This window comes from Azospirillum sp. A1-3 (assembly GCF_023806445.1).
Lineage (GTDB): Bacteria > Pseudomonadota > Alphaproteobacteria > Azospirillales > Azospirillaceae > Azospirillum.
The window spans coordinates 431,361-450,815 of the sequence record NZ_JAMSLU010000006.1 but is presented as its reverse complement, the minus strand read 5'-3'; the positions used below and the strand labels follow the sequence as shown (position 1 = coordinate 450,815).

Genomic DNA, 19,455 nt, shown 5'->3' with positions numbered 1-19,455 from the left:
TCTTCTCCGAGCCCGAGTCCGCGTTCATGTCGTTTGAGTCGTCCATTCCCGAAAGCGTCCTGGTCCCCTTTGCCCCCGGCAGCGTCTGGCTGGCCGGGTCCGGCCCCGGCGACCCCGGCCTGCTCACCCTGCTGGCCCTGCAAGGTCTAAGGCAAGCCGACGTCATCGTCCATGATGCGCTGGTGGGCGAACGGATCATGGCGCTCGCCAGCCCGTCGGCAAGGCTGGAGTTCGCCGGAAAGCGCGGCGGCCGCCCCTCCGCCCATCAGGACGACATCACCAACCGCCTGATCGAGCTGGCCAAGGAGGGGCACCGCGTCCTGCGCCTGAAGGGCGGCGACCCCTTCGTCTTCGGCCGCGGCGGCGAGGAGGCGCAGGCATTGGCGGCGGAGGGCATCCCCTTCCGCATCGTGCCGGGCATCACCTCCGGCATTGCCGGCCCGGCCTATGCCGGCATCCCGGCGACCCACCGCGACACCAACCAGGCGGTGATCCTGGCGACCGGCCATTCGCTGGGCGGCGGGCCGGATTGGCGGGCGCTGGCCGCCACCAAGGCGCCGCTGATCCTCTATATGGGCTGGAAGGCGCTGCCGACCATCGCGGCGGAGCTGATGGCCGGCGGCCTGTCCGCCGACACCCCCGTCGGCGTGGTGACTGAGGCGACGACCGCCAACCAGAAAAGCCTCATCACATCCCTCGGCAGTTGCGTCGCCGATCTGGCGGCCAGCGATCTGGAACCACCGGCCATCATCGTGATCGGCGAGGTGGTGCGGCTGCGCCCGGCGCTGGAATGGCTTCCCACCCAAACGGCGCTGCAAAATGCCAGGGGGAAGAATGACTGACGGCCTGATCATCGCCGCCCCGGCGTCGGGCACCGGCAAGACGACGCTGACTCTCGGCCTGCTGGCGGCGCTCCGCGCCCGCGGCGTTGTGGTCGGGGCGGTGAAGTCGGGGCCGGACTATATCGACCCGGCCTTCCACCGCGCCGCCACCGGCCGGCCGAGCGTGAACCTCGACACCTGGGCGATGGGACCGGACCTGCTGGACGGGCTGGCCGCCCGCGCCGCCGAGGGCGCCGATCTGCTGGTCTGCGAAGCGCTGATGGGTCTGTTCGACGGTGTCGCCGGGGTCGGCGCCACCGGCACCGGATCGACGGGGGAGGTCGCGGCACGCACCGGCTGGCCGGTCCTGCTGGTGGTGAACGCCAAAGGCCAATCGCAGTCGGCCGCAGCCCTGGTCAAGGGCTTCGCCACCTACCGCGACGACGTGACCATCGGCGGCGTCGTGCTGAACAATGTCGGCAGCCCCCGCCACACCGCACTGGCCGGCAACGCCATCGAGGCGCTGGGCATCCCCCTGCTGGGCGCTCTGCCCCGTGCTCCCGACCTAAGCCTGCCCGAGCGTCATCTCGGCCTCGTCCAGGCCGACGAGACGGAGGGGCTGGCCGACCGGCTGGCGGCGTTGGGCCGCTTCGTCGCCGAGCATATCGATCTCGACCGCGTCGTCGCGCTGGCCAAGCCGTCACGGGCCGGACGCGGAAGCGATGCCCCCGCCCTGCCGCCGCTGGGACAGCGGATCGCCATCGCGCGGGACGCCGCCTTCACCTTCGTCTATCCGCACCTGACCGCCGGCTGGCAGGCTTCGGGCGCGGAGCTGCGCTTTTTCTCCCCCCTGGCGGACGAGGCGCCGCCGGAGGATGCGGACGCCGTCTATCTGCCCGGCGGCTATCCGGAGTTGCATGCCGGCCGCCTCGCCGCCAACCACATCTTCCGCGACGGCCTGCGTGCGGCGGCGGAGCGGGTGCCGGTTTTTGGTGAGTGCGGCGGCTACATGGTGATGGGGGAGACGCTGGAGGATGCCGACGGCGTCACCCACCCGATGACCGGGCTGCTGGGGGTGCGCACCTCCTTCGCCAAGCGGCGGCTGCATCTGGGCTATCGCCGGGCGTCCCTGCTAGCCGACGGACCGTTGGGTGCGGCAGGAACGCCGCTGATGGGGCACGAGTTCCACTATGCCTCGACGCTGTCGCGCGGTGACGACGCGCCGCTGCTGCATGCGGCGGCGGCGGATGGCGGTGACCTTGGGCCGCTGGGCAGCCGGCGCGGACTGGCGCTGGGGTCTTTCGTCCACCTGATCGCGCGGGGGTGACGATGGAGGAGGATTTCACTCCGGCGGAGCGCGACGCGCTGTACAAGGCGATCTTCTCCCGCCGCGACGTGCGCGGGCAGTTCCGCCCCGACCCGGTGCCCGACGAGGTGCTGAACCGCGTCCTGCTCGCCGCCCATCACGCGCCGTCGGTCGGCTTCATGCAGCCGTGGAACTTCATCGTCATCACCGACCCGGCCGTGAAATCGCGCATCCACGCCGACTTCGCCCGCGCCACTGAAGAAGCGGCTGCGATGTTCGAGGGCGAACGCCGTAGCCTCTACAGCCGCTTGAAGCTGGAGGGCATCCGCGAGGCGCCGGTGAATTTGTGCATCACCTGCGACCGCGAGCGCTCCGGCCCGGTGGTGCTGGGCCGCACCCACATGCCGGCGATGGACCTCTACAGCTGCGTCTGCGCCGTGCAGAATTTGTGGCTGGCCGCAAGGGCGGAGGGGCTGGGGGTCGGCTGGGTCAGCATCCTGCACGAGGAGGCGTTGAAGGATGCGCTCGGCATTCCGGAACGGATCGTGCCGATCGCCTATCTCTGCCTCGGCCACGTCACCCACTTCGAAGCGACGCCGGAACTGGAAACCAAGGGCTGGCGGAAACGCCTGCCGCTGGAGGATCTGGTGTTCAGGGACCGGTGGGAGGGAGAGGAATGACGCGCGCCAGAAACGCCTCCTCCGGCCCGGCGGCCACCATCGGCTTGGCCGCCATCAGCAACTGCAGCAGCGCCGTGTGCAGCTCCGTGCAGGCGGACAGATCCACCCGCGGCGCGGCGGTCGTCTCCAGCCATTCGGCGAGCGGCAGGGCGTCCTCCACCGTGCAGGCGGCCTCGAAACGGGCAAGGTCGGCGTCATAGCGGATCGGCATCACAACAGCTCCCGCAGATCGAGCACCAGGATCAGCCGGCCGTCGCCCAGCACCGCCGTGCCGGCATAGCCGCGCAAGCCCCGCAAAACCCCGGTCATCGGGCGCAGCACCACGTCGGCGCGCTCGCCGACATCGTCCACCGCCACCGCGACCGGCCCGTCGCCCAGTTCGGCCAGCACCACGCAAACCGTCTCGCGCACCTGTTCGTCGTCGGGCTGGGCCAACAGGCGGCGCAGGCGGACCAGCGGCACCACCCGGTCGCGCAGCACGACGCTTTCCGCCCGCTTCACCGAGCGGATCTCGGCCCGCGGCACCCGCTGGACGCCGCCGACCAGCGCCACCGGGATGCCATAGAGCGATCCCGCCGCCTCCACCACCACGACGCGGGTGATGCTGAGCGTCAAGGGCAGCGCCAGCCGCACCCGCGTGCCGCTGCCGGGGGTGGACGCGATCTCCACCCGGCCGCCGGCACGCTCCACCGCCGCCCGCACCGCATCCATGCCGACGCCGCGGCCAGACAGGTCGGACACGCTGCCGGCGGTGCTGAAACCGGGGGCGAAGACCAGCCGCACCGCGTCGGCGTCGCTCAGCGCCGCGGCGGCGTTCGGCTCAAGCAGCCCCTTGGCGACGGCGGCGCGGCGCATCGTCGCCGGGTCGATGCCGGCGCCGTCGTCCGCCACCTCCACCACCACGCCGCCCTTGTCCTGGAAGGCGCGGACCCGCAGCGTGCCGGCCGGCGGCTTGGCCGCCGCGGCCCGCCGCTCCGGCGTCTCAATGCCGTGATCCAGCGCGTTGCGCACCAGATGCAGCAGCGGCTCGCCCAGCACGTCGAGGATGTCCTTGTCGGCCTCCGTCTCCGCCCCCTCCAGCACCAGTTCGATCGTCTTGTCCAGCCGGCGGGCGGTGTCGCGCACCAGCCGGGGCAGCGGATCGAACACGCGCGCCAGCGGCAGCAGCCGAAGCCGCAACGCCGCATGGCGCAGGTCGCCGACCAGACCGTCCAGCCGGGCGGAAAAGCTCTTCAGGTCGCGGGCCATCTCGCCGTCCCCGGCGCGGCGGACCAGCGGCCCCAGCTGCCCCTTCACCACCGACAGCTCGCCGACCAGCGCCATCAGCGCGTCCATCCGCTCCGGCTCCACCCGCAGGGCGCGGCGGGGGACAGGAGCGGTGGCGGGCTGCGGCTCGGTCACTGCGGGCTTTTCCGCAGGCCCATCGGCCAGAAACCGGCGCAGCGTGGGAGCGTCGGCACAGGCGGCCTCCACGGCGGCGCGCTCCGTCGGCTGCCCCAGCGCCGTCAGGATCGCGGCGACCGCCCGCGCCACCGCGGCGCGGCGGGAGTCTCGTTCGGCGGCGCTGCCGGGCAGGTCGAGGATGCGCGCCTGCTCCTCCAGCATCGCTGCCGCCAGTGATTCCGGCGGCGCGGCGGCAAGAGCTACAGCAGCGGGTACCAGCATAACGCTGCCGATCCGCACCTGATCGGGCACGCTGCGGAAGGCCGGCGTCACCGCCTCCACCCCGGCACCGCTCAGGGCGCGGAAGCGCAGGATGCAGCGGTAGGGGTCCATCTGGGCCAAGGGCGGTAGCGGCTCCGCCGGCTCTATCCGCAGCAGCCGGAGGTCGGGCACCCGGCGGAACAGCGCCAGCGGGTCGTCGCCGGTGAAGAAGCACTCCGGATCGGGCCTGTAGTCGATGGCGGTCAGCGTGCCCTCACCCACGGCAGCGCGCTCCTCCTCCGTCAGCGTCGCCACCCAGGGGAAAGCGTCCGCCTCACCGCCGGAAGCCGCAGCACCGGCTGTCGTCTCTCCCCCCGCCAGCCCGCGGGCCAGCGTCTCCGCCGCCTCCGCCGCATCGGCAGGCAGCGCGCCGGTTTCCTCCAAAGCCGCCACCCAGCGGGCGCACTGGTCGAGCGCGCGGAACAGCAAGTCGGCGAGATCGGGCGTCATGGCGCGGTGGCCGTCGCGCAGCAGTGACAGCGTGTCTTCCCCGGCATGGACCAGCAGGGTGAAGGGTGCCATGTCGAACAGCGCGCTCGACCCCTTCAGCGTGTGGAAGGCGCGGAACAGCTCGTCCACCGACGCGCGGTCGGCCGGGTCGCGCTCCAGCGCCAGCAGGGCGGCGCCGGCGGTTTCCAGCAGCTCGTGCGCTTCGACGACGAACTGGTCGAACAGATCGCTCATGGCGCATCCCCCGTGCCGGGAGGCCGCCCGGTCAGCAGCCGCGCCGCCTCCACCAGAACCTCCGGCCGCGGCGGCTTCACGATGTACCAGTTGGCGCCGGCCAGCAGGGCCTGCTCGCGGTCGCTGTCCTTCGATTCGGTGCTGATCATGATGGCGGGCACGTCGCGCAGGCTCGGATCGCGGCGCAGGACGCGCAGCATGGTGTAGCCGTCCATCTTGCGCATGTTGACGTCGACGATCACCAGATCCGGCGGCGTGGCCATCGCCCGCTCCAGCCCCTCGATGCCGTTCACCGCCTCGTCAACCACGAAGCCGTCGGCCTCCAGCACGCGGCGGCTGAAGGCGCGCACGGTCACGGCGTCGTCCACCACCAGAACACGCGGCCCGCAAGTGTTGGTTCCGCTCATGCCGCACCCCCGTCCGCCGGCTTCTGGTAGAGGATGGCGTCGGGGAAGCGGCGCGGGATGAACAGCGAGGACATGCGGCTCATGCTTTCCGAATGGCCGAGGCAGACGAAGCCGCCCGGCGCAAGGGCATCGTGGAACATGCTCGCCGCCTCCCGTCGGCCCAGATCGTCGAAGTAGATCAGCAGGTTGCGGCAAAAGATCACGTCGATCCCGCGAAAGGCCCGCACCTGCTGCGGGTCGGCGATGTTGACCAGAGAGAAATCGACGGACTCCCGCAGATCCTCGACGATCTGCCAGCGTGGCCCGCCGGCATCCGCCGCGCCCCGCACGGGCTGGAAATACTTGGCGCGCAGATGGGCCGGCAGCCCCTGCAGGGCGCGCTCGTCATAGATGCCCTCGCGCGCGCGTTCCAGCACGGCGCTGTCGATGTCGGACGCCAGCAGCTCGATCTCGTAATCGTCCACGCGGCCCCAGTTTTCCAGCAGCATGATCGCGATGGAATAGGGTTCCTCGCCGGTGGCGCAGCCGGCCGACCAGATGCGCAGCCGCGACCCCTTCGGCCGCCCGCGCACCAACTCGTCGAGGACGGAGTTCACCAGACAGTCGAGCTGGTACTTCTCGCGGAAGAAATAGGTCTCGTTCACCGTCATCAGGTTGACGAGCCGCTGAAGCTCCTCCCCCGACGCCTGGAAGCGCAGCAAATTCATATAGGCGCGCAGACCCGTCGCGCCGACCGCCTGCATGCGGGCGGCGACGCGGCGGTCGACGAAATAGCGCTTGGCCTCGGTGAAGGACAGGCCGGTGCGGTCCCGCAGGAATCCGCAGAGCGTCGCATAATCCTCCTGGGACAGGCCTTCCGGTTCGGCGTCGGTCACTCCGTTCACCGTCCCTGGAAGCTGGAACGGGCGGCGTCGACGGCGAATGCGACGAAGGCGTCGTCGGGGAAGCGGCGGGCCAGCGTCTCCAGGCTGGACAGCGCCTCCGGGCTTCCGGCCTCGGCCAGCGCCTCCACCGCGGCGAGGCAGACATTCACGTCGGCGTCGCGCTCCATCACCCTTGCCAGCCAGTCGGCGCGGCCGGAATGGGCGAGGCTGCCCAGCCCCTGCACCGCGAAGATGCGCAGGTCGGCGTCGGCATGGTTGAGCAGCGGCAGCAGCGCCGGGGCGGCGACCTCCGCCGGCATCTGCTGCAGGCTTTCCAGCGCCGCGTTGCGCAATGCCGCATCCTCGCGGTCGAGGAAGGGGACCAGCGCCGCCGCCGCCTCCGGCGTGGCGATGCGGGCGAGCGCGGTCAGGATAGCCTCGCGCACGCCGGCATCCCCCTCGGCCTGAAGCCGGCGGGCGAGCGCCGCCTCCGCGCCCGGCAGCGCCGCATGGCCCAGCGCATGCGCGGCATCGCGACGGACGGCGGCGTCGACATCCTCAAGCGAAGCCAACGGGTCAGGCGGGGCGTCAGTCGCAGCCGGGGCCGCGGCCGGGGCAAGTTCCGGAGCGGCCTTCTTCTTCACCAGTCCCATGGCATCACTCCTCAATCGATCCCGGCGCGCCGGCCGGCGGGCATCAGCCAGCGGGTGAGCTGGCCGGCGATCCGGCCCGACGGCAGCACGACGCCGGCGCCGCCGCGCCGGATCAAGTCCTGCGGCATGCCGAAGACGACGGCGCTGTCCTCCGACTCCGCGATGGTGCGACCGCCGCGGGCGTGAAGTTCGGCCATCGCCGCCGCCCCGTCATTGCCCATGCCGGTCAGCAGAACCCCCACCAGCCGGTCGGCGGGCAGCAGCCGCAGGGCGCTGGTCACCAGCCGGTCGGCATTGGGATGCCAGGGCCGGTCGGGCGAAGGCGGCACACAGACCGCCTGAAGCCGTCCGCCGCGCCGCGCCAGCTCGACGTCGGCGCTGCCGCGGGCGATGCAGACCATGCCCGGCACCAGCACCGTCGCCCGCTCCACCTCCACCACCCTCAGCGCGCACAGCTCGTCCAGCCGGCGCGCCAGCGTCGCGGTGAAGGCAGCCGGCATGTGCTGCGCCACCACCACCGGCCAGGGGAAGCCGGCCGGCAGCAGCGGCAGGATGTCCTCCAGCGTGCTGGGTCCGCCGGTGGACACGCCGACCAGCACCACCCCCTCGCCCTCGCCGCCCGCCGCTGCCGCCGTGACTGCAGGCGACGCCACCGTGGGCGGCACCGCAGACGTCAGCCCCTCCGGTGCGACGAAATCCTCCCCGGCGATGCGGGCACGGGCCAGCCGCAGCCGTTCGCGCAGGCCGCGGACGCGGCGCGGGCGGGAGGACGCGGCGGCGCGCACCGTCTCCACCAACTCCTCGCCGATGCGGCCGATGGAGCCGGCGGCCGGCTTCTGCACCGCCTCCACCGCGCCCAGCCGAAGCGCCTCCAGCGTCTCCTCCGCCCCCGCGCCGGTGAGGGCGGAGACCATGACGACCGGCTTGGGATGCTCCACCATGATGCGGGCAAGGCAGGTCAGCCCGTCCATGCCGGGCATGGTGACGTCGAGCGTCACCACGTCCGGATCGACGACCGGCAGGCGCGCCAGGGCCTCCTCCCCCGTCGCGGCGGTCTCCACCCGGAATCCGGCCTCGCTCAGCAGATCCGCGATGCGCCGGCGCATCAACGCGGAATCGTCCACCACCAGCACCGTCAGCACGCCGTCCCCCATCGCGTCTTCACTGTGGGGTAACGAGCAGGTCGGCCAGCCGGTCCATGTCGAGCAGGCTGTCCGCATCCATCTGCAGGATCAGGCGGGTGCCGCCAGCCACATCCCTGGCCGCATCCAGCGTGGCGACCCGGCGGATCAGCCGGCGCTGCGCCGCCGACACCGCCGGTGCCGGACCGATCCGCTCCGCCGGGACCGTCAGCAGGCCGGACAGCCCATCGACCAGCAGCCCGACCAGCAGCCCGTCGCGCCCGACCACCACCACCCGCCCGCGCTCAAGCCCGGCGGAGAGACTGACCGCAGCGGCCGGCAGGTTCAGCAGCCGGCGCTGGTCGATCAGCGGCAGAACCTCGCCGCGCAAGGTCAGCACGCCGGCGACGAAGTCGGGCGCGTTGGGCAACGGCGTGATGCTGTCGGGCCGGCGCAGCACCTCGCGCACGGCGGAGACAGGCAAGCCGTATTCCGCCCCGGCGAGGCGGAAGACGACGAAGCGTTCCGCGTTTCCGTTCCCCTCCGCAGGCTGCGCCGGTTCCATCCCGTCCCCCTCTCCGCCCGCTTCCGCGCCGATTGCCGCGCCATGGCGGAACAGCCGCTCCGCCGACAGCACCGACACCAGCCGCCGCCCGCCATCCGCGCGGGCGATGCCGTCCAGATCCTCGAACTCGGGCTCGCGCGCCAGCAGCGGCGGCACCGGGTCGATCAGCGCGGGATCGAGCCGCAGGATCTCGCGCACCTCGTCCACCAGCACGCCGACCGGCGCTTCCCCGGCCCCCGGCCGCACGACGACGACGCGGCGCCCGGCCCCCTGCCCGCCTTCCAGCCCGAACAGGGCGCGCAATCCCACCAGCGGCAGCAGCCGGTCGCGCACCGCCATCACGCCCAGCAGATGCGCCTTGGCCCGCGCCATGCGGGCGACCTCGCGCGGGGCCGGCAGAACCTCGCGCACCCGATCCACCGGCAGGGCGAATTCCTGCCCGGCGACCTCGAAGACCAGCAGAGCCTGACGGTCGGGTCCGGCAGCCGCTTTCCCGGTCCCGGCCTCGCCCGCCGCCGCACGTCCGAACCCACCGCTTCCCCGGTCAGTCCTCTCCGCCTCCGTCCGGTCGCCGAACTGGCGGTCGATCAGCACGTCCAGCTTCAGGATGGTGACCGGGCCGTCGCGTACCACGCCATCCAGCATGGCGGGGTCGAGCCCGCCCTCCTCCTGCGTCACCGGATCGATTCGATCGGGATCGCTGCGCAGGATGCCGGCCATCGCGTCCACCCGCAGCCCCACCGGCTGGCCGCGATGCCCGACCAGCACCACGCGCGTCTCCCGCGTGGCGGCCCCACCGTCCGGCCGACCCAACGCCCTGGCAAGGTCCAGCACCGGCACCGCCTCGCCATGCCACTGCGCCAGCCCGTCGAGGCTGGGCGGCCCCAGCGGAATGCGCACCAGCTCCGGCAGCCGGATCACCGCGCGGACCGCCGCCAGCGGCAGGGCGAGGCGCAGGTCGCCGACCGCCACCGTGACGAAGGCGAGACCCCCATCGACCACGTCTTGGGCCACGGCGGTCAAACCGCGCCCAGCAGGCTGTCGGCCATCGCCGCGATCTCCTCGATCGCCGACGCCAGCTCCTCGGCCCCCTTCGCCTGTTCGCGCGCGGCCTTGGCCGCTTCGGAGCCGGCGAGGTTCGCGGCGGCGGCGGCGGCGGCCACCTGTTCCACGCCGACGCGGGTCTCGCGCAGGGCGGCGGTGGTCTCGTTGGCGGCGTCCAGAATCTCGCGACCGCCGGCGGTGACCACCCGCAGCTCCTGCGTGCCGGCGGTCAGGGTGACGCCGAAGGCGCGGTGGCGCGCGATCTCCGTCACCGCCGTCGTAGAGACCTCATCCACGTCGCGGCGCACCCGCAGCATCTGGTCCTGGATGTCGCGGACGATGTCCTTCACCCGCTCAGCACTCTCCGCGCTGTCGCCGGCCAGCTTGCGGATATCGCCGCTGACCACGGTGAAGCCGCGGCCGAACTCCCCCGCCCGCGCCGCTTCGATGGAGCCGCTGACCGCCAGCATGCCGGTCTGGATGGCGACGGTGGCGATGGCGTCCACCACCTTGTCGATGCGCCGGCCGATCCGCTCCAGCGCGTCCAGCCGCTCACCGGCCCGGCGGGAGGAGTCGACCGCCTCCAGCATGCCGTCGGCCAGCTTCCCGATGGTGTCGCGGGTTTCGCCCAGCAGCCCTTCCATCGAGGTGCAGCGATCGACCGACTCGCCCGACCGCCCCGCGGCCAGCGTCGCGGCGGCGTCGATTTCCGCGATCGCCGAGGCCAGCTGGTGGGTGGCGGCGCTCTGCGCCTGCGCCCCGCCGGAGATCTGGCCGATGGCGGTCATGATCTGGGCGGCGCCGCGGTTGATCTCCTCGATGGCGGCCGACAGCTCCTCGGCGGCCGACGCCAGTTCGTCGGCGGTGGCGGCGAGGTCGGCTGTTCCCTCCAGATCCTCGGCCAACTCGGACAGCTGGCCGGCGGCGCGCTGGCTCTGGGTCAGGGCAAGGGCCTGCTCGCCTGCGGTCCTCAGCGCCTCCTCGGCGGCGGCGGACTGCTCCTCGGCGCTGGCGGCGATGGTCTCCGCCCCACGCAGGGCCTCGCGCGCCGCCTGATCGGCCTCCACGGCGGCGCGGATCGTCTCCTGCGCGCCCTGGACGATGGTCGACATGTCCGACCGCACGCCTTCCAGCTGCTGGACGATCATGCGCCCGCGCTCCACCTCCGCCTTTGCGGCGTCGGCGGAGGCGACGATGCCGGCGGCGATGGCGGCCACCGCCTCCTGGATTTCAGCGACCATCCCCTGGATGTCGTTGGCGCTGCGCTCCGACCGTTCGGCCAGCGCCTGCACCTCGTCGGCGACGACGGCGAAGCCCTTGCCGGCCTCTCCCGCCCGCGCCGCCTCGATGGCGGCGTTCAGCGCCAGCAGGTTGGTCTGGTCGGCGATGGCGGCGACGCTCTGGACGATGGTGCCGATCTCCTGCGCCCGGGATTCCAGGTCGCGGACCAGCCGCACCGACGCCTCCTGCCGTTCGGCGGCACGGACGATGCCGTCGATGGAGGACAGGATCTGGCCGCTGACGTCCTTCAGCGTCGCCTGCAGCGCCTCGACCCGCAGCACCGCCTGCTCCGCCGTGCTGCGCGACCGGGTCAGCAGCTCCGACGCGCGGCCGATCATGCGCTGGGACTGCTGGGTGGCGCTGGCCGATTCCTCCGCCCCGGCGGCGATCTGCTCCATCGCCCGGCGTAGTTCCTCCGCCGCAGAGGCCGCTTGCGTGACGCCGCTCGCCAGTTCGGTGGCGGCGGCGGCGATGCCGCTGGCGGCCTGCCGGCGGCGCGAATCGGCACGCGCCCGGCGGCGCTGCGGCGCGCCCGGCGTGGCGGCCAGCGGCGCGGTTTCGGTCGTGGCGGTCACGGATCCAGCGGCGGACCGATCCGGATCGCCGGCGGTGCCAGGCTTGCTCCGGGCGGTCTGCGCCGTGTCGATCTTTGTCTTCTTGATGAGTGCCATGGTCCTTACCCGCCTTTCCAGCCGGTTGTTCTTGTTGCCGTCACGCCACCAGCCGCCCGATGTAGCGGCCGAGCGTCGCCTGCAGCGCCCCGGCGGAGCCGGCGTCGAGCAGCAGGACAACCCGGCCCGCCACCGCCGCCCCGTCGCCGCCCGGCAGGGTCGTGCGCAGGTCGATGTGGAACAGCACCGCGGCGCCGTCCGCGGTTGGAGCCGTTCCCGAACATCCCCGCAGGACGTCCGCCGCACCGCCGCGGAACACCGCCGGCAGGCCGGTTTCGACCGGTTCGCCCAGCAGGTTGGCGACCAGGGCCAGCGCGCTGTTCAGCACGACGTTGCCCAGCTCCGCCAGAACCTCGTCCTCCAGCTCGGGAGCATCCTCCGCCGGTACGTCGGACGGCAGGGCGGCGCGCACCAGGCAAAGGCTGCCCGCCTGGGGGAAGACCAGCAGGGCGCATCCGGCGAACAGGCCGCCCAGCGTTTCCGAAATGCCCACCAGCGGCGGCGTCAGCGCCCGGTCCAGCAGCCCGGCCACCTCGTCCGGCGGCACCATCTCCACCGACGGGACCGACAGGGTGACCAGCCCGCCCAGCATGCGGCCGAGCGCCGTCGAGGCCCGGCCGATGCCGATGTTGCCCAACTCGGCCAGCGCGTCGCGCTCCAGCTCGCTCAGCATGGGGGCTGCGGTCACTCCTGAGGAGCCTGGGTGGGCCGGCGCGGCGGCAGGGCGGTGGAGTTCAGGAAGCGGGCGACCTGTTCCTCCTCCAGCGGCTTGGGCATGAAGGCGGCGCCGACCGCGCGGATGCCGGACACCACTGCGTCCTGGGCGTTGGCGGTGATGATGGCGATGTGGACGTCGGGGTGGCTCTGGCGCAGCTTCGCCGCGGTGTCCACGCCGTTGTCGCCGGGCATGTTGTAGTCGATGATCGCAACATCGACCGGCGTGTCCTGCAACGTCTTGAAGAGTTCGTCACCGTTCGCCGCCTCGACCACCGACCAATCGGGCTTGTTGCGCAAGACCATGGCGCGCACATGCATGCGCGAAAGCTTGCTGTCGTCGACGATGATTGCAGTCTTACTCAAGATATACGCCTTTTGGATGGAGATCGACCGACAAAGCCGGGTTCGGGCTGAATTATTCGCAAGTATACAGAATGAAGATTGGCATGCCAGTCCCCTTATTTGCCTCCGGGATTTTGCCTGCGCGCCGCCCGGCCGAATCATGCTATCGAAATGGCCCGTTCCTTCCCTTGGCGCCCCTCGCTCATGCCGCCACCCGCAGCCCCCGCCAGAGCCGTCTCCACCAGACTGGCCGCCCTCCTGCGCGAGGCGCTGGCCCACCACCGCGCCGGCGACCTGGACGGGGCGGAGCGCGGCTATCGCGCCATGCTGGCGGCCGACGGCAGCAACGCCGACGCGCTGCACCTGCTGGGCGTGCTGCACCACCAGCGCGGGCAGGATGCGGAGGCGGTCCGGCTGATCGGGCAGGCCATTGCCCGGCGCCCGAAGATGGCGGAGCAGCATGCCAATCTCGGCCTCGCCCTCCACGCGCTGGGCCGGCTGGCGGAGGCGGAGGCGGAATACCGCCGGGCGCTCGCCCTGCGCGAGGCTTATGCGGAGGCACACAACAGCCTGGGCAGTGCCCTGCAGGATCAGGACCGGCTGGCGGAGGCCGCCGCCCACTACCGCCGCGCGTTGGACCTCGACGCCGGCTATGCCGAGGCCTGGGCCAATCTCGGCACGCTGCTGCGGGCGCAGGATGACTATGGCGAGGCGGAAACGGCGCTACGCCACGCCCTGCAGCTCGACCCCGGCCATGCCACCGCCCTGACCAACCTCGGCGTCGTGCTGAAGGAGACCGGCCGCACCGGCGAGGCCGAGGGTGTGCATCTGGAAGCGCTGCGCCTCGCCCCCGGCGATGCCGAGACGATGGTGAATCTCGCCCTGCTGCGCGAGGCGCAGGGGCGCGGCGGGGAGGCGGAGGCGCTCTATCGCAACGCTCTCGTCCATGCGCCGGGCTTCGCTCTGGCCCGCTGGAACCTCGCCCTGCGGCTGCTCGGCCGCGGCCGGCTGGCGGAGGGGTGGGACGAGTATGAGGCGCGCTTCGCCTCCCGCCGGGTGTCGGCCGGGCGCAGCATCGCCCTGCCGGGCTGGGATGGCGCGACCGGCCGGCGCGTTCTGGTCTGGCGCGAACAGGGGCTGGGCGACGAGCTGATGTTCGGCACCGCCCTGCCCGACCTCGCCGCAAAGCTGGGTCCGGCGGCGCTGGTGGTGGAGGTCGATGCCCGCCTGACCGGGCTGGTCGGCCGCGCCCTGCCCGGCGTCACGGTGCGGGCGGAGACCGCCAACTCCGCCGATGCAACCACCGGTGCCGACGCCCATCTGCCGATGGGAACGCTGCCCCGGCTGCTGCGCCCGGCCCTAGCTGATTTTCCCGCCCGGCCGTCCTGGCTGGCGCCCGACCCGGCGCGCGCCGCGGAGTGGGCCGACCGGCTGGCGGCACTGGGGCCGGGTCTGCGCGTCGGCATCTGCTGGGGCAGCCAGAACATGCTGGGCGAGCGCAAGGCGTCCTACACCGCGCTCGCCGAGTGGGCGCCGCTGCTGACCCTGCCCGGCCTGATCCCGATCACCCTGCAATATGACGGGCGCGAGGCGGAAATCGCCGCAGTCGAGGCCAAACTGGACCTGCGCATCCACCGCTGGCCCGGAACCGACCTGAAGAACGATCTGGAGGGCGTCGCCGCGCTGATCGCCAACCTCGACCTCGTGGTGACGGTTGCGAGTTCGGTCGGCGAGATGGCGGGCGCGCTGGGCGTGCCGGTCTGGCGCTTCGGCCCGGCCGGCGACTGGACGGCACTGGGCAGCGGCGTGCGGCCCTGGTTCCCGTCGATGCGGCTGTGGAGCACGCGCCCCGGCGAGGGGTTGGCCGACCTTCTGGCCCGCATGGCTGCGGAACTGCGCCGGCTGGTCCCTGCCTTGCCCATCGACGCGTGGCTTGCCGAAGCGCGCACTCTCCACGAGGCCGGCCGCTGGCCCGAGGCGGAGAAGGCCTATCAGCACATCCTCGACCAGGGTGGAGAGGTGCCGGCGGCGCTGGAGGGCTACGCGCTGCTCGGTCATCAGGCCGGGCGTCCCGACATCGCCGCCACCCTGCTGACCCGCGCCATCGCGGTGGAGCCGACCGCCGACCGCCACAAGCGCCGCGCGCTGGCCCATCAGGAGATGGGCGCCCTGGCCGACGCCGAGGCCGACTGGCTGGCCGCCACCACGCTCGCCCCCGACGACGTCGAAGCGCTGGGAAATCTCGGCGCCCTGCGCCTGTCCCGCGGCGCGGCGCTTGAGGCGGCGGAGGCGACCGACGCGGCGCGGCGCCTCGCCCCCTTCCATGCCGGGCTGTGGGCCAATGCCGGGCTGGCGCGGCAGGGGGCGGGGGGCGACGGCCTGCCCTTCTTCCAGCGGGCACTCGCCCTCGACCCGGCACTGGCGGAGGCCTGGACCGCCCTGTCGGCCGAGGCCTTGCGTGACCCCAACCATGCCGCCGAGGCGGAGCGTGCCGCCGGCCGGGCCTTGCGCCTGCGACCCGGCGATCCGGCGGCGGTCAGCAACATGGGGCTGGCCGCCCTGGCGCTTGACCGTCCGGCCGACGCAGTGGCGCATCTGCGGCTGGCGCTCCAGGGCCGGCCGGGCGACATCGGCACGCTTGGCAACCTCGCCCTGGCGCTGGAACGGGCCGGCGGCGGCAACGCCGCCGGGCTGGCCTGGTGGCGGGTGATCCTGTTCGCTCCCGGCACCGGCGCCGGCTGGGCCGGGCTGGCCGACCTGCGGCAACGGCAGAGCCGGCTCGACGCCGCGCTGAAGGGCTGGGGCCGCGCCCTGGCGCTGGAGCCGGCGCGGGCGGACTGGCGCTACAATCTCGGCAACGCCCTGCACGCCGCCGGCCGTCCAGCCGAGGCGGACGCGGCCTATCGCCGGGCGGTGGAGGACGACCCGACCCTGACGCTCGCCACCTTCAACCGCGGTTATGCGGCGCTGGCGCGCGGGGAGATCACCGACGGCTGGACCGGGCTGGAGGCCCGTTTCGCCGCCGGGCAGGCCTTGCCCGACCGCCGCTTCCGCATTCCCGCCTGGGACGGCGGCGATCCGGCCGGAAAGACCGTGCTGGTCTGGCGCGAGCAGGGGGTGGGCGACGAGCTGATGTTCAGCGCCTGCTACCCCGACCTGATCGCGCGTGCCGGCCGGGTGATCTTGGAATGCGAGCCGCGGCTGGTGGCGCTGTTCGCACGCTCCTTCCCCCAGGCGGTGGTGCGCGCGGCGACGGACGATCCGGTGGACGCCGACTGCCACGCCCCGGCAGGGTCGCTGCCGTTGTTGCTGGGCTGGGGGTTGGGCGGCTTTCCGGCGCAGGGTGGATGGCTGCGGGCGGACGGGGCGGTGGTGGAGCGGTGGCGGGGGTGGGTGGATCAGTTCGGCAGCGATTGCCCCCTCCCTAACCCTCCCCCGCGTTCCGCGGGAGAGGGGACTGCCGCCGCTTCGCAATTAACGCACCCTGACGAGCATTCTACCCCCTCTCCCGCCGAAGGCGGGGGAGGGATGGGGAGGGGGCAATGGTTGAATTGCAACTCCACATTGACCATCGGCCTCTGCTGGCGCAGCAGCCTGCGCAACCCATCGCGCGACGCCAACTACGCCCCGCTGTCCGACTGGGCGCCGATCCTCACCCTGCCCGGCCTGTGGCTGGTCAACCTTCAATACGACGACTGCGAGGCCGAACTCGCCGACGCCGAACACCGCTTCGGCATCACGATCCACCGCCCGCCGCTGGATCTGAAAAACGACCTCGACGGCGCGGCGGCCCTGACGGCGGCGCTGGATCTGGTGATCTCCGCCGGAACGTCGGTGGCGGAAATGGCCGGTGCGCTGGGATTGCCGGTTTGGCGGATCGGGCCGGCGGGGGACTGGACGGCGCTCGGCACCGGCTGCCGGCCCTGGTATCCGTCGATGCGGCTGTTCGCGCCGCGACCGGGAGAAACGCTCGGCGACGCGCTGGGCGCCGCCGGACGTGCCCTCAACGCTCTCAGAATGCCGGAACCACGGCGTTCTTGAACTTGGTGAGGATGAACTCCTTCACCTCCGGGCTCTGGTAAGCCTTCACCAGCTTGGCGACCCAGGGCTTGTCCTTGTCGGCCTTGCGGACGGCGATGACGTTGGCATAGGGGCTGTCCGCCGCCTCGCGGGCGATGGCGTCCTTGACCGGGTCGATGCCGGCCTCCAGCGCGAAGTTGGTGTTGATGGCGGCGACGGTCACGTCATCCAGCGAGCGCGGCAGCTGGGCGGCGTCCAACTCGACGATCTCCAGCTTCTTCGGGTTCTCGACGATGTCGATCGGCGAGGCCTTCAGGGTGCCGCCGTCCTTCAGCTTGATCAGGCCCTTGGCCTGCAGCAGCAGCAGGACGCGGCCGCCGTTGGTCGGGTCGTTGGGGATGGCGACCTTGGCGCCGGGCTGCAGCTCGTCCAGGCTCTTGACCTTCTTGGAATAGATGCCGATCGGGTAGACCACCGTCTTGCCGACGCTGACCAGATCGAAACCGCGGTCCTTCACCTGGTTGTCCAGATAGGGCTGGTGCTGGAAGCTGTTGGCGTCCAGATCGCCGCCGGCCAGCGCCTGGTTCGGGATGACGTAGTCGGTGAATTCCAGGATCTGGATGTCGAGCCCGTCCTTGGCGGCGATGGGCTTCACCGCCTCCAGGATCTGGGCGTGCGGACCGGCGGTGACGCCGACCTTGATGGTTTCGGCGGATGCACCGAAGGCGACGGCCAGGGTGGCGGCACCGGCCAACAGGGAAGCCAGCGAACGGAAGCGCAGCATCTCGAACACTCCTTGGATTTCTCGGGTCAGGTTTTTGGGGTCAGGTTTTTGGGGTCAGGTTTTTGGGGGTCAGGTTTCTGGGGATCAGGATTTCAGATTACGTTTGTTGACGCGGCGGGCGATCCAGTCCCCCGTCGATTGAAGGATCTGCACCAGCACGATCAGCACGATCACCACCGCCAGCATCACCTCCGGCAGGAATCGCTGGTAGCCATAGCGGATGCCGAGGTCGCCCAGTCCGCCGCCGCCGACCGCGCCCACCATGGCCGAATAGCCGACGAGGCTGACCGCCGACAGGGTCAGGCCGGCGACGATGCCCGGCAGGGCTTCCGGCAGCAGCACCTTGCGGATGATCTGGAACGGCGTGGCGCCCATCGCCTGCGCCGCCTCGACCAGACCGCGATCCACCTCGCGCACCGCATTCTCGACCACGCGGGCGATGAAGGGGGCGGCGGCGACGGTCAGCGGCACGATGGCGGCATTGGTGCCGATGGAGGTGCCGGCGATCAGCCGGGTGAAGGGGATGATCGCCACCACCAGGATGATGAAGGGGGTGGAGCGGGTCATGTTGACCACCGCCCCCATCACCTTGTTGAAGGCGAAGTTCTGCAGCAGTTCGCCCCGGCCGGTGACGGCCAGCAGCACGCCGATCGGCAGCCCGATCAGCGTCCCGATGGCGCCCGACACCGCCACCATGTGCAGCGTGTCGAGCAGCCCCTTGATCAGCAGGTCAATGATTTGCGGGGAGAGCATGGCCCAACACCTCGACACCCAGATTGTTCTCTTTCACCAGCGCCATGGCGGCCTCGACCTTGGCCTGATCGCCCAGCGCCTCCACCACCAGCGTGCCGAAGGGCGCGCCCTGAATCTCGTCGATCTGGCCGTGCCAGATGTTGAGGTCCAACTCCAGCCGGCGGCTGATGGCGCTGATGACCGGGGTGGTCGCCTTCTCGCCGGTGAAGGTGATGCGCAGCACGGGGTTGCTGCCGGGGCCGGGCTGCGGCGACAGCCGGTCGCGCAGGCTGTCGGGGATGCCGCGGTTGATGACGGGATCGACGAAGCTGCGGGTGGTCGGGTGCTTCGGATGGGCGAAGATGTCGAAGACCGGACCCTGTTCGATCACCCGGCCGCCCTCCATCACCGCCACCTTGTGGCAGATCTCCTTGATGACGGCGATCTCGTGGGTGATGAGGACGATGGTCAGGCCCAGCCGCCGGTTGATGTCGGCCAGCAGATGCAGGATCTGCGTCGTAGTCTCCGGGTCGAGCGCCGAGGTCGCCTCGTCCGACAGCAGCACCTTCGGCTTGCTGGCGAGAGCGCGGGCGATGCCGACGCGCTGCTTCTGCCCGCCCGACAGCTCCGCCGGGTAGCGGTCGCGCTTGTCGGCCAGCCCGACGAGGTCGAGCAGCGGCTCCACCGCCTTGCGTATTTCCGCCCGCGGAGTGCCGGCCAGTTCCAGCGGCAGCGCCACATTGTCGAAGACGGTGCGCGAGGACAGCAGGTTGAAGTGCTGGAAGATCATGCCGATGGAATGGCGGGCCTGCCGCAGCTCCGCCGCGGACAGGGTGGTCATCTCCACCCCGTCGACCATGACGCTGCCCGATGTCGGGCTTTCCAGCAGGTTGACCGTGCGCAGCAGCGTGGATTTCCCGGCGCCGGACCGGCCGATGATACCGAAGATCTCGCCGCGGCCGACCGTGATGTCGACGTCGGCGAGCGCCTGGACCGAAGCCCCGCCGCCGCGCGCGGCGTAAGTCTTATGAATGTTTGTTAGCGTTATCATCATTTATTC

17 protein-coding genes are annotated in these 19,455 nt (G+C 71.7%); 4 read left to right on the top strand and 13 right to left on the bottom strand.

The window, feature by feature from the left end:
• Positions 1-26: 26 nt before the first annotated feature.
• Genes cobA through bluB form a run of 3 tightly spaced genes read left to right on the top strand, consistent with a single transcriptional unit; the run spans position 27 to position 2,807 of the window.
• Positions 27-842, top strand: coding sequence for a uroporphyrinogen-III C-methyltransferase (gene cobA, locus M5E06_RS29925; protein WP_252141358.1), 816 nt, complete (start codon positions 27-29; stop codon positions 840-842).
• Positions 835-2,148, top strand: a complete 1,314-nt coding sequence (locus M5E06_RS29920) for a cobyrinic acid a,c-diamide synthase CobB (RefSeq protein WP_252141357.1) — start codon at positions 835-837, stop codon at positions 2,146-2,148. The genes cobA and M5E06_RS29920 overlap by 8 nt, the downstream gene beginning before the upstream one ends.
• Positions 2,149-2,150: 2 nt before the next feature.
• Positions 2,151-2,807, top strand: coding sequence for a 5,6-dimethylbenzimidazole synthase (gene bluB / locus M5E06_RS29915; protein WP_252141356.1), 657 nt, complete (start codon positions 2,151-2,153; stop codon positions 2,805-2,807).
• Here the strand turns inward: bluB and M5E06_RS29910 are convergent.
• Genes M5E06_RS29910 through M5E06_RS29860 form a run of 10 tightly spaced genes read right to left on the bottom strand, consistent with a single transcriptional unit; the run spans position 2,779 to position 12,880 of the window.
• Complete coding sequence (locus M5E06_RS29910) at positions 2,779-3,018, bottom strand: hypothetical protein (RefSeq protein ID WP_252141355.1); 240 nt, start codon at positions 3,016-3,018, stop codon at positions 2,779-2,781. The two genes, bluB and M5E06_RS29910, sit on opposite strands and share 29 nt — an antisense overlap.
• Complete coding sequence (locus M5E06_RS35700; RefSeq protein WP_286209033.1) at positions 3,018-5,195, bottom strand: chemotaxis protein CheA; 2,178 nt, start codon at positions 5,193-5,195, stop codon at positions 3,018-3,020. The genes M5E06_RS29910 and M5E06_RS35700 overlap by 1 nt, the downstream gene beginning before the upstream one ends.
• Complete coding sequence (locus M5E06_RS29895) at positions 5,192-5,602, bottom strand: response regulator (RefSeq protein WP_252141354.1); 411 nt, start codon at positions 5,600-5,602, stop codon at positions 5,192-5,194. Before M5E06_RS29895 ends, M5E06_RS35700 begins: the two co-directional genes overlap by 4 nt.
• Positions 5,599-6,477, bottom strand: a complete 879-nt coding sequence (locus M5E06_RS29890) for a CheR family methyltransferase (protein ID WP_109155141.1) — start codon at positions 6,475-6,477, stop codon at positions 5,599-5,601. Before M5E06_RS29890 ends, M5E06_RS29895 begins: the two co-directional genes overlap by 4 nt.
• Positions 6,478-6,482: 5 nt before the next feature.
• On the bottom strand, positions 6,483-7,118 hold the full coding sequence (locus M5E06_RS29885; RefSeq protein WP_252141353.1) for a HEAT repeat domain-containing protein: 636 nt from the start codon (positions 7,116-7,118) through the stop codon (positions 6,483-6,485).
• An 11-nt stretch (positions 7,119-7,129) separates the two neighbouring features.
• Positions 7,130-8,260: a chemotaxis-specific protein-glutamate methyltransferase CheB gene (cheB, locus tag M5E06_RS29880; RefSeq protein WP_252141482.1), complete on the bottom strand. Its 1,131-nt coding sequence runs from the start codon at positions 8,258-8,260 to the stop codon at positions 7,130-7,132.
• A gap of 19 nt (positions 8,261-8,279) precedes the next feature.
• Complete coding sequence (locus M5E06_RS29875; RefSeq protein ID WP_252141352.1) at positions 8,280-9,818, bottom strand: chemotaxis protein CheW; 1,539 nt, start codon at positions 9,816-9,818, stop codon at positions 8,280-8,282.
• Between the two features lie 5 nt (positions 9,819-9,823).
• Positions 9,824-11,800, bottom strand: a complete 1,977-nt coding sequence (locus M5E06_RS29870) for a methyl-accepting chemotaxis protein (protein WP_252141351.1) — start codon at positions 11,798-11,800, stop codon at positions 9,824-9,826.
• Between the two features lie 40 nt (positions 11,801-11,840).
• Positions 11,841-12,488 carry a chemotaxis protein CheC gene (locus tag M5E06_RS29865; protein WP_252141350.1) on the bottom strand — a complete coding sequence of 216 codons (648 nt, stop codon included), beginning with the start codon at positions 12,486-12,488 and terminating at the stop codon, positions 11,841-11,843.
• Positions 12,485-12,880, bottom strand: coding sequence for a response regulator transcription factor (locus M5E06_RS29860; protein WP_252141349.1), 396 nt, complete (start codon positions 12,878-12,880; stop codon positions 12,485-12,487). The genes M5E06_RS29865 and M5E06_RS29860 overlap by 4 nt, the downstream gene beginning before the upstream one ends.
• Before the next feature lie 183 nt (positions 12,881-13,063).
• Here M5E06_RS29860 and M5E06_RS29850 point away from each other — a divergent pair, with 183 nt between their 5' ends.
• The gene (locus M5E06_RS29850; RefSeq protein ID WP_286209030.1) at positions 13,064-16,900 is read left to right on the top strand and encodes a tetratricopeptide repeat protein; all 3,837 of its coding nucleotides are present in this window, start codon (positions 13,064-13,066) and stop codon (positions 16,898-16,900) included.
• Here M5E06_RS29850 and M5E06_RS29845 read toward each other — a convergent pair.
• The 3 genes from M5E06_RS29845 to M5E06_RS29835 all read right to left on the bottom strand — a co-directional run bounded on the left by M5E06_RS29845 (position 16,872) and on the right by M5E06_RS29835 (position 19,446).
• A complete protein-coding gene (locus tag M5E06_RS29845) occupies positions 16,872-17,663 on the bottom strand; it encodes a MetQ/NlpA family ABC transporter substrate-binding protein (protein ID WP_286209029.1) in 792 nt (263 codons plus the stop codon). The genes M5E06_RS29850 and M5E06_RS29845 overlap by 29 nt on opposite strands.
• A gap of 84 nt (positions 17,664-17,747) precedes the next feature.
• Positions 17,748-18,416 (bottom strand): methionine ABC transporter permease, encoded by a 669-nt coding sequence (locus tag M5E06_RS29840; RefSeq protein ID WP_252141348.1) that lies wholly within the window; start codon positions 18,414-18,416, stop codon positions 17,748-17,750.
• On the bottom strand, positions 18,394-19,446 hold the full coding sequence (locus M5E06_RS29835; protein ID WP_252141479.1) for a methionine ABC transporter ATP-binding protein: 1,053 nt from the start codon (positions 19,444-19,446) through the stop codon (positions 18,394-18,396). Before M5E06_RS29835 ends, M5E06_RS29840 begins: the two co-directional genes overlap by 23 nt.
• Positions 19,447-19,455 lie beyond the last annotated feature (9 nt).